This window comes from Lishizhenia sp. (assembly GCF_057456495.1).
This window is the reverse complement of record NZ_JBVCPV010000009.1, coordinates 22020-29992: the sequence shown is the minus strand read 5'-3', so window position 1 is coordinate 29992 and position 7973 is coordinate 22020. Positions and strand designations below refer to the sequence as shown.

The 7973-nt window shown below is 37.4% G+C and carries 5 protein-coding genes; 2 read left to right on the top strand and 3 right to left on the bottom strand.

The window, feature by feature from the left end:
- A partial coding sequence (locus AC22ZQ_RS01535) for an ATP-binding cassette domain-containing protein (RefSeq protein ID WP_318956812.1) occupies positions 1–432 on the bottom strand: 432 nt, incomplete at its 3' end.
- Positions 433–678: 246 nt separating this feature from the next.
- Between AC22ZQ_RS01535 and AC22ZQ_RS01530 the strand changes: the two genes are divergently transcribed.
- A complete protein-coding gene (locus tag AC22ZQ_RS01530; RefSeq protein WP_318956811.1) occupies positions 679–999 on the top strand; it encodes a hypothetical protein in 321 nt (106 codons plus the stop codon).
- Between the two features lie 130 nt (positions 1000–1129).
- The gene (locus tag AC22ZQ_RS01525) at positions 1130–3262 is read left to right on the top strand and encodes a prolyl oligopeptidase family serine peptidase (protein WP_318956810.1); all 2133 of its coding nucleotides are present in this window, start codon (positions 1130–1132) and stop codon (positions 3260–3262) included.
- A 257-nt stretch (positions 3263–3519) separates the two neighbouring features.
- On the opposite strand, the gene AC22ZQ_RS01520 is transcribed toward AC22ZQ_RS01525, so the two are convergent.
- Positions 3520–5283: a hypothetical protein gene (locus AC22ZQ_RS01520; RefSeq protein ID WP_318956809.1), complete on the bottom strand. Its 1764-nt coding sequence runs from the start codon at positions 5281–5283 to the stop codon at positions 3520–3522.
- A gap of 36 nt (positions 5284–5319) precedes the next feature.
- Positions 5320–7971, bottom strand: a complete 2652-nt coding sequence (locus tag AC22ZQ_RS01515; RefSeq protein ID WP_318956808.1) for an AsmA-like C-terminal region-containing protein — start codon at positions 7969–7971, stop codon at positions 5320–5322.
- Between the last annotated feature and the right edge of the window lie 2 nt (positions 7972–7973).

Genomic DNA, 7973 nt, shown 5'->3' with positions numbered 1-7973 from the left:
CATGATTTTCTCTTCCCATTGAAAACCTTCGTGTAAAGAGAACTGCGTATTGTAATCGTTCAAATCATCCAACAACTGCAAGTAAGAATCACTTTCGTAATCCGTTCTTGTGGTCAATTGGTCATTAATATCGTCTAATTTGGTACGGATATGATTTAAGGTTTCATTGGAAAACTTTAGGTAATCAAACACCGTTTTGTTGGTGTCGATTTCTATATCCTGTGTTAAGAAACCAACTGTACAATCTTTGGGCTTGTGAATTCTACCTTCAGAAGGCTTGTCCCACCCCGCAATTAATTTCAATAAAGTAGATTTACCCGCTCCGTTTTTTCCAACCAAACCGATTTTATCTCCTTTGTTGATTTGTAAACTAATTTCGTTAAACAAATACCCCTGAGGAAGGTGAACACCAAGATTATCCAAATTTATCATGCCGCAAAAGTAGTGATAAGAATGGGTTTATTAAATAGTGCAGAGAGATTAGTGATAAGTCAGAAGTGGCTCGTGCCTTGTCCTGATTTTAAGATGATAATTTATGAGGTACTGAAGTGAGGGGAGAAAATGGGATTTTTTTTGGTATATTTTCGTCATTTAACAATGACCTTGAAATCACAGATTATTCCGTATAGAATCTTTATAAAAATGCTATTGGTATTTATTATGCTTTATTCTTGCTCTATGCTGAGGACAAAGGATGTAAATGCAAATAAAATTAGAGAAATTCTTGAGGAGCAGGATTCATCTTCTAAATACAAAGTGAAAGTAATTAGCATAGTAGAATACCCAGGTGAGTATTTAGCTGAAGAAAAGGAAGTTGCATATTATAAGATATCTTCTAAAAAAGAGGATGTTTATTTAACAATTGATACTGTAAACAATTGTACAACTGATGTTCAAACGTATAGTCCGGATGGTACATATAATTATAGTTCGAATTCAGAAATTGAAAATATACTTTTAGAGGAGTTTAATTTTTGTGGAGATACTTTGTCTAATTAAATCCCTCAGCTATCGTGTGTCCCGAAAACTATAGAGAGCATCGCGTGATAGTAAATAAACCACTCAACCTTTTTACACCTCCACTTCTTACTTCTTTGCTTATTTTAGTCCGACTATAAAACTTATGATTATGAAGAAAAGACTACTAGGTTCATTGGCCTTGCTTACACTATTTGCATGTGAGCAACCCGAAAAACCTAAGGAAGAAACATCATCTATGCAGTATCCAGAAACTAAAAAAGTAGATAGTGCCGATACGTATTTCGGTACAACTGTTAGAGATCCTTACCGTTGGTTAGAGGATGATATGAGTACCGAAACCGCGGAATGGGTGAAAGCACAAAATGAACACACTTTTGCTTACTTGAACGAAATTCCTTTCAAAGACAAAATCAAAAAACGTCTGGAAGAATTGTGGAATTACGAGAAAATTGGTTCACCGTTTAAAGAAGGTGAGAACACGTATTACTATAAGAATAACGGACTGCAAAATCAATACGCAATCTACAAAGTAAACGAAGAAGGAGAAGACGAGTTATTCTTAGACCCTAACAAATTTAGTGAGGATGGAACAACGTCTTTAGGTGGTTTAAGTTTCTCTAAAAACGGAGAGAAATTGGCCTATTCTATCTCAGAAGGCGGAAGTGATTGGCGTAAGGTTATCGTGATTGATGTTGCTTCTAAAGATATTATAGAAGATACAATTGTTGATGTGAAATTCAGCGGTATTTCTTGGTTAGGAAATGAAGGATTTTACTACTCTTCTTACGACAAGCCAAAAGGAAGTGAACTTTCTGCTAAGACAGATCACCACAAAGTGTACTACCACAAGCTAGGTACGCCGCAAGCGCAAGATCAATTGATTTTCGGAGGAAACGAAGGTGAGAAATACAGATATGTAGGAGCGGAGGTTTCAGAAGACGACAGATACCTATTCATCTCTTGTCAAGAATCTACTTCAGGAAACAAATTGTTCATGAAAGATTTGACGGTAAAAGATGCGCCTTTGGTGACCATGGTAGATCATTTCGATAATGATTCTTACGTAATGGATAACAGAGATTCTTTGTTATACATCGTTACCAACATGGGAGCACCAAATAAAAAAGTGGTTACAGTAAATGCCAACCATCCAGCAAGCGAAAACTGGGTTGACTTTATCCCAGAAACAGAAAATGTATTGAGTGTTTCTACAGGAGCAGGATACATCTTTACCAAGTATATGGTAGATGCTGTTTCTCAAGTAAAACAATACGATTACGACGGGAAAGAAATTAGAGAAATTGAGTTACCAGGTTTAGGAACTGCAGGTGGTTTCGGAGGTAAAAAAGAGGCTGAAGTATTGTACTACTCTTTCTCTAATTACAAAACACCGGGAACCAGCTTTGCCTTTAACCCAAAAGATGGAACTTCTGAGGTTTACAAAAAACCAAAGGTAGATTTCAATTCGGATGACTATGTAAGTGAGCAAGTATTTTATACTTCAAAAGACGGTACCAAAGTACCAATGATCATTACCCACAAAAAAGGAGTTGAAATGAACGGTAAAAATCCAACCATCCTTTACGGATACGGAGGTTTCAATATCAGTTTAACACCTTCTTTCAGTATTACAAATGCGGCTTGGTTAGATATGGGTGGAGTATATGCTGTAGCTAACCTTAGAGGAGGTGGAGAATACGGTAAAAAATGGCACGACGCAGGTACGCAAATGCAAAAACAAAATGTGTTCGATGATTTCATCGCTGCAGCAGAATTCCTGATCGATAGCAAGTATACTTCTTCAGATTATTTAGCAATTAGCGGTCGTTCGAATGGTGGTTTATTGGTAGGTGCTACCATGACTCAACGTCCTAATTTAATGAAGGTAGCATTGCCAGGTGTTGGGGTGTTAGATATGTTGCGTTACCACACTTTTACTGCAGGTGCAGGTTGGGCTTACGACTATGGAACTTCAGAGCAAAGTGAAGAAATGTTCAATTACTTGTTGAATTACTCACCCGTGCACAATGTGGTCAAAGGTTCTGAATATCCAGCTACATTAATAACAACGGGAGATCACGACGATAGAGTAGTTCCGGCGCACAGTTTCAAGTTTGCGGCAGAGTTACAAGACAAGCAAAGTGGTGAAAACCCTGTGTTAATTCGTATAGAAACTAATGCGGGTCACGGAGCAGGAACACCGGTAAGTAAAACCATAGAGCAATGGGCGGATATTTACGCCTTTACGCTGTACAATATGGGATATACAGAGCTTCCATAAATTTAAATAAATGGTTTACGATTTCAGCTAGGTTTTCGAGCGGAGTCGAGAAATCTATATGATGTAAAATCTTTTGAACCGCTTTCTTATAAGGAAGCGGTTTTTTTTGGCTGGTTAAACGGGCTATACATTACAACTCCTTTTTTATAACGGTGTTCAACAAGCGCTGCATGCAAGGCTCCTAAGGTCGCTTTGCTGCAACGTGTTTCAAAACCTTTCTAAACTGCGGGGTTTCCTTTCCTATCCCTACCAGAGAATTACTCATCTACGCTTTCTTCAAAGACTAAACTATCCTTGGCATGTAAGGCGTAAATTTTTAATTCATGCACCTTTCCTTCCTCTAGTTTTTTGTTGAAAAAGAAGAACTGTAAACTATCCTTTTCGTTCACGCCATATCTAAAACGGTAATACATGCGTTGTTGGATTCGGGCATTCCCTAGCGATTTCGTATTTACCTTTCCATACCCGTCTTTTACTTGACCTGTACTGTCCAACAATTTTAAATAAAGCGAGAGATTTTCTAGTGTCTCATCACTTTCTGCGCAGATAATAAAAGAGTTCGCTTCAGGTATTTTAAACTTAAAGCTACCCTTGTACATGTCTTGGTTCCCAAGTTCTGCACCTTGTAACTCAGAAGGTGTTAAAACAGCCAAAGTATCATAGTTCCATACGTGCAATACATTTTTACCTTCTTTGGCATATTGTGTATCGTATTTTTCTAATAAGTCGAAAAATTCGAAAGTGGGATGAAGCGTACCAAAAGAGTGGAGGTAACTTTCTGGTGTCATGGCCTCGTAACGCAAAGCATCTTTTTCAAATTGATAGGTTTGAAATTGGTTGAGAACAACCCCTAAAAGCAAGAGTATAAAGAAAGGGTAGTACAATCGTTTGCGCGAGCGTATGTACGCTATGCAGCTCGAAAGGGGCAGAAGCAGAAATGCACTTAAGTTGACAAAGGCTCTATTCCCAAAGCCGACGTACCACCAACACCACCAAGAGCTAATAACATAAATGTAAATTAGGGTGAGTATAAGCCATGAATATTCTTTCTTCTTCAAGAGGATGAAACAACCTATAATACCGAAAATCATCAAGGGAGTATAAATCAACCAGCCATTATTAAAACTGAAAAGGGCATTCCAAATTTCAGGATCTAGGAAATAGAATTTTTCTCCCTTGTAACTGTTGATGGTTATTTTTTCGAATACACTGTAATTGTACATGAGTTGTGGAACCCACACAATAACCGCTGTAAGTAAAAAGAAAAGTACTTGTGGGATATGGCTCAATATATAGTTTATACGTTTTTTAAACGTATCTATATTGCTTACGCCATAAATAATTGGGAAAATCAAGAAGACACCATCTACGGGTCTAATCAAAGTCATCATGCCAAATGCTAGACCTGCATAGAGGCTATTCTTCCAAGTAAAACGTTCCAATACCCTCCAACTTCTCTCTAAAAACAGCAGTATAAAATAGAAGCTGTAGATGTGAGAGTAACTTAAATAGCTTGTGGCGTAATGAAAATAGTTTGTCCCTAGGAACACTAAGAAAAAAGTAAGAGCGATTGTTTTATCATCATAGAAGCGCGATAATATTTTAACAGCCAACCGTAAGGATAGGAAAAGAAAAAGTAGCGCTGTTGTAATGAATGCGATTTGATAGGGAAGGGTATAGCCATTGCTCTCATAAGAAGATATAGAAGCTACGCCATGAGCCATCAAAAAACCGGGGAGGTAGCAAAAGGCGTTACCCATGGTGTATTTGATAAAGGGTTTTCCATCATCGGTTTTCTTAAAAGAAGCATACTTCACTTTCTCTTCCGTGTCTAAAGCGAAAGAATGATGAATGAAGGCAGCAGGCAAATAACTATAGTATCCCTTGGCATCTGTAAAGGCATAGCCAAGTTCATTTTTCCATTTGGCTTGACTAAGGATTGCCGTAATTACACTGAGGAGTATAAGGAGAGCTACGCCAGAAGTCCAGCGATATTTACGTATGAAAAGCTGTTTTGCCAAGGTGAATATTTATAGCATGAAAGTAGTCAGATTATTTTATTGACCAATCTGAAATTCTACTTCGTTTTCTTTCTCGTTTTGCTCTTTCAATTTTTCGAGCTTCAATTGGAATTTAGATTTTTTCTTTTCTTCCTCTTGCTCTGCAGGTGGGGCCAAGGTATCACTATCAAAACTTAAAGTGATTTCTTCTTTCGGTCCTTCATCCACAGTGTATTCAAGAACGGTGGTATCCTTTTTATTTATACCAAAACCAGATTTCAATATAGATTTAGCCGTATTAATTTCTTCTTGACGTTTTTCTTCCCTGTCTTTTTTCTGTGCCTCTTTGTCCCAGGCATAAGAAGGGTCGTCTATATTTCCAAACATACGTAGGTAAACCCTGAACCCAGTTCCATCATCAACAATTTCACCGAATTCTGTTTGTTTGTTTTTACCTTTAATTTCTCTAAATCTAAAGTCGAAGTGATAGTCAATATCGTTGTCAAAACTATGCTCACCCGACACTAAAACATCCAAGGCATTACTTTCAATTTTCATCTCGGGTATATACAGTTTACCATCTCTTATAATCACTTGGTTACTCATTTTATTGAATTTCAAATTCAATAATTTAGCCTCAAAAGCATTGATTTTTTGTGGAGAAATAAGCAGAGTTGCAGAAGTCGATTTTATACTTGCTGTAATTTCTTTAAAGGTTTCTACGTTGTACAGGGCTCCATCTTCAATTTCTATGTCTAAGGTGCTTGCAATCGCTTCTTTATTTAACCCTGTGATGAGGTCGAAAGGTGCCGTAAATTTCAATTTGATTTTAGCAATTCCCTGAATGTTTTCTGCTGCGATAACCGTTTGTTCGAAATTGTTCCATTCTTTAAATAAAGGGGCGAAGCGTATGTTGTTAGAGGCGAGGTCGGTAGCAACTGTTAGTACAGATGGATTTTTCTCGGTCACCAGTACATTTCCAGTAATATCCGCACCAGCATTTCGACCTTTCAAATGAGAAAATTCTAAAGACCTATCTGTTAAGCGCATGCGTGTGGTAATGTTTGCATAGGTATGACCACCGTACTTTATTTCTGTTGCATTCAAGGTTACGTTCCCTTTGATTTTTGTAGGAAGTAGCCAACTTCTGCTGGCTTCTGTCATACTTCCTCCCGTAGAAGAAAAATCATCAACATTTATTTTCTTACAACGCGTATATGCATCTATAAATAAGGTTTCTGTCCCTTTAAAGTACCCAGCTATGTTGTTGAGTTCCCCGCTAATATTAAAATCAGATTCACCCGTGGTTAAGAATAGATTTTTGATAATAGCTTCTTCGTTTCGGACTCCAATTTCACCGTTGATATTCTGAAAAACTCGCGTATCATTTAAGAACTGGGCTGTAATATTCTTCAGATGGATGTTTCCCTTTAGTGCATAAATGCTTAGATCTTTAGGGTTGTATACGGGATTGTTCATGCGCAGGTTAAAGGCGCTATTCACATCAATATTACCTTCTAGGTTTTGTAATCCAAAAGGTCCGAATAGGGTATGCACAGCTGCTAGATTAATGGCACCTTTGGCATTTCCTCGAATAAGTGGTTTGTCGAAATCACTAATTTTTAATTGAGCATCAAAAGCACTTCCGGAAGATAAGAAGTGTAGTTTTTCCAATTCCAGTTCACTCCCTTTAGCATCACTGCTATATTTTCCACGTGCATCAATATTTGATAAACTAAATGTATTGTTAGCCAAGCTACCGTTGTGTATGGTAAACCCTGCATCTATATTCAAGTTCGCCTCGGTTTTATTTAACCCTTTCAACTGTAAATCAAAGCTCACATCACCGTTTCCATTGAGTTCTTTAACAGCATTAAGTTGAGCTAAGGTGAAATTGTTAGCTACATCTGTTAAGTTAAGTTTTTCAGCATTGATGGCGAAGAGTATACTGTCTGCACTTACTTTACCTGCAACATGGAAGGGAAGGTTCTGTATTTTTACGTCTGCATTTACAATCTCGAAAATATTCTCCTCGGTGTTCATGGAGATGTCTATCTTACAGTTAGCACGCTTGTCTCTAATCAAAGTCAAGGCTTCACGTTTGATCTGTTTTACTAACATATCCGTTTCTGCCTGCATGGTATACTTGGTAGCGCTAAATTCTCCTGATAAATTAAGTTGATCTAAATGCGAAGCATAGTACTGCTTGGTCATTTCGTTTTCATACGAAAAGTCAGTATCGTCTAGTTTAATTTTCTCAAGAGAGAATTCAAAATTATCAGAACTTTCACCCTCCGTTGGTTTAAGCAAATCATAGTTCACTCTGTTTTGATCATCTACCTTTAGGTTGAGAATTCCTTGTTTCAAAACAATGCTTTTAACCGTATAGTTACTTTCTAAAAAGTCCATAGGATTAAAACGTAAACTCAACTTTTTAGCGTAAAGGGTGGTGTCTAGTTTTTGTTCTTCTCCAAACTTGTCGTGTATCAATACATCATCAAAGTCTAAGGAAAGCGAAGGGAAGGTTTTCCAAAGCGTTACATCGATATAACTAACGTGGAGTTGTTTATTTAGGTGAAGGTTCAATTCTTCTATGGCGTAGCGTTTAATATCATCCTTAAAAATGATAAGCGCAGCACTGATCAAGAGCATAAGTGTAATCACTATACCCACGACCCATTTGAAGATTTTGAAAAGACGCTTCACCATGT

Excerpts from the sequence above, each read along its gene's own strand:
- AC22ZQ_RS01530 (WP_318956811.1), top strand. The coding sequence starts at position 679 with ATGCTGAGGACAAAGGATGTAAATGCAAATAAAATTAGAGAAATTCTT.
- AC22ZQ_RS01525 (WP_318956810.1), top strand. The coding sequence starts at position 1,130 with ATGAAGAAAAGACTACTAGGTTCATTGGCCTTGCTTACACTATTTGCA.
- AC22ZQ_RS01515 (WP_318956808.1), bottom strand. The coding sequence starts at position 7,971 with ATGGTGAAGCGTCTTTTCAAAATCTTCAAATGGGTCGTGGGTATAGTG.